Source organism: Hadarchaeum sp. (SeqCode) (assembly GCF_049969415.1).
Lineage (GTDB): Archaea > Hadarchaeota > Hadarchaeia > Hadarchaeales > Hadarchaeaceae > Hadarchaeum.
Map to the genome: position 1 here is coordinate 1 of NZ_JBMFOX010000084.1, position 2447 is coordinate 2447.

Genomic DNA, 2447 nt, shown 5'->3' on the forward strand with positions numbered 1-2447 from the left:
GCAACCGGTGCTGGTATAAGCCGCTCGGGTGACCTGGGGGTAGGGGTAACAGGCCAATCGAGCTCGGCGATATCGGGTCCCCTCCGAAGTATCCTTAGGATAGCCTCACGCTAAGAGCATATGGGGTAGAGCACCGATTATGTGTCTTGGGGCCGAAAGGCCCTAGCACATCGTCGAACTCCGAATCCATATGCTTTTGCGTGGGAGTCGGGGCGGCTGGATAAGCTAGCCGCTCGTAACCGGAATGGCGGTACCCCATGTTAAGGTCCCTAAATGCTGGCTAAGTGCAAACCAGGAAGGAGGGTCCTTCCTAAGACAGCCGGGAGGTAGGCTCAGAAGCAGCCATCCTTTAAACAACGCGTAATAGCGGACCGGTCAAGGAAGGGCTTTCCGAAAATGTGCGGGGCTAAGCCAGCTACCGATACATGGGCCTTCTCGAAAGAGAAGGGGTAGGAGGGCGTAGCATATGCGCAGAAGTTGGAGTTTGAGCTCCAATGGAGCATATGCTAGTGAATATCCTGGTGTTAGTAAGAGCAAATCCTGGTGAGAATCCAGGACGCCGGAAGCACACGGTTTTCCTCGCAACGCTCGTCAGCGAGGAGTTAGCCGGTCCTAAGTTGGGGGCTAACCACCTCCCAACGAAGGGGAATGGAGTTAATATTCTCCAGCCTACTGCCTAGGCTTTTGGCAACAAAAGGTCAATCCCTGACGCTTGGGGATAGGTAGCCTTTGAAAAGTGCAGAAGACCCCAGAGGCTCGTTATGAGGAGAAGGGGTTGAATGCATAGCTACTGATTCCCTGGGCCAGTGAAAAGGGGATTGACAACGATGGCAGTAGACCGTACCTAGAACCTTTAGAGGTGCTGCTGGCGGAAAAAGCCAAGGCGTGTCAGCGTAATCCGGGTCAAGGAATTCGGCAAGTTGGTGACGTTAGTTCGCGAGAAGTCATGCCTCTGCTTGCAAAACAAGCGGAGGTCGCAGTGACCAGGGGGCACCGACTGTTTATCAAAAACACAACTCACCGCAAAGCAGAAATGCTTAGTATGGTGGGTGACGCCTGCTCACTACCGGTACGTGAAACCTCCTTTCAAGGAGGCTAAGCGCCGGCAAAGAGCGGGGGTAACTCTGACCCTCTTGAGGTAGCGTAATACCTCGTCGCTTAATTGGCGACTTGCATGAAGGGCGTAACGAGTGCCCCACTGTCTCGACCCGGATGCTGCTGAACTCACTACTCGGTGAAGATGCCGAGTTCCCCCAGAGGGAAACGAAGACCCCGTTGAGTTTGACTATAGCCTGCAGCTGTGGTGTGGTGATCGATGCAGAGCGTAAGTGGGAGTGTTGAGGCTTTGGTTTTGGCCAAAGCTGAGCGCCAATGTAACACCACTCTTCGATTACTGCATCACTTACTCGAAAGAGGACAACTGCAGGTGGATAGTTTGGCTGGGGCGGTACACCCTCGATAAGGAAACAAGGGTGACCTAAGCTCTGCTTAGGAGGCTTGGAAACCCTCTGTTAAGGAACAAAGACAAATGCAGGGCTGACTGTATCCCTAAAGGCGTGGGATGCAGGCTCGAAAGAGGGGCTTAGCGAACGATAGCGTGTTCTTGGTGGACCGCTATCCTGTCAAACAAACTACCACGGGGGTAACAGGCTCGTCGCGGGCGAGAGTCCCCATCGACCCCGCGGTTTGGTACATCGCTGTCGGCTTGGCTCATCCTGGTGGTGCAGTAGCCGCCAAGGGCCGGGTTGTTCATCCGTTAAAGAGCCACATGAGCTGGGTTCAGTACGTCGCGAGACAGTACGGTGGTATCTTCTGGGGGTGTCAATGCCTGAGGGGAAGGTCCTCCAAGTACGAGAGGAACGGGGGGCCGGCGCCTCTAGTGTAGGGGTTGTTTATAGCATTGCCCCGTAGCCACGCGCCAGTGGATAAGACCTGAAAGCATCTAAGGTCGAAGCCACTCCCGAAACGAGGCATCGAGCGCTCCTAACAGAGGAGTTTGATAGGGTGGGGGTGTAAGTAGAGAGCTTCGGCGATCTACGAGCCCACCACTACTAAAAGCTCTTGAAGCCGTCTCATCCAATGTTTTTGCTTTTAAAGATTTTATGAAAATCTTGTTTTTTGATGAATTTGATTTAAGAAACTTTGGTGGAAAAGAAAAAGTAATCATAGAAATAGCAAAGGGACTATCAAAAAAATATAAGGTTAAAATCTCTTCAACAGATGCTATAAAAGTTGAAAGAATAAGCTCAAAAGAGCTTAAAGAAATTTTAAATGGAGTTCCATACGAAAGAATAAAAAGTATAAAAATTTTTAAGCATTCAATTCTTCTAAACCCTTTTGAGGTTTTTAAGCTTGTGAAGGAGAATGATATAATATATTGCACTTCACCAGATTTTTTCTCAAACATCTTAATAGTACTATTTTCAAAAATTCTTGGTAAAAAAACA

At 50.1% G+C, this 2447-nt stretch carries 1 protein-coding gene and 1 rRNA gene; both read left to right on the forward strand.

Annotation, left to right across the window (positions count from 1 at the left end):
* Positions 1–2075: ribosomal RNA gene (locus ACP5PX_RS07835) — 23S ribosomal RNA — on the forward strand; the annotation flags it as partial.
* A 27-nt stretch (positions 2076–2102) separates the two neighbouring features.
* On the forward strand, positions 2103–2447 hold a 345-nt coding region (locus ACP5PX_RS07840; RefSeq protein ID WP_428085400.1), incomplete at its 3' end, for a hypothetical protein.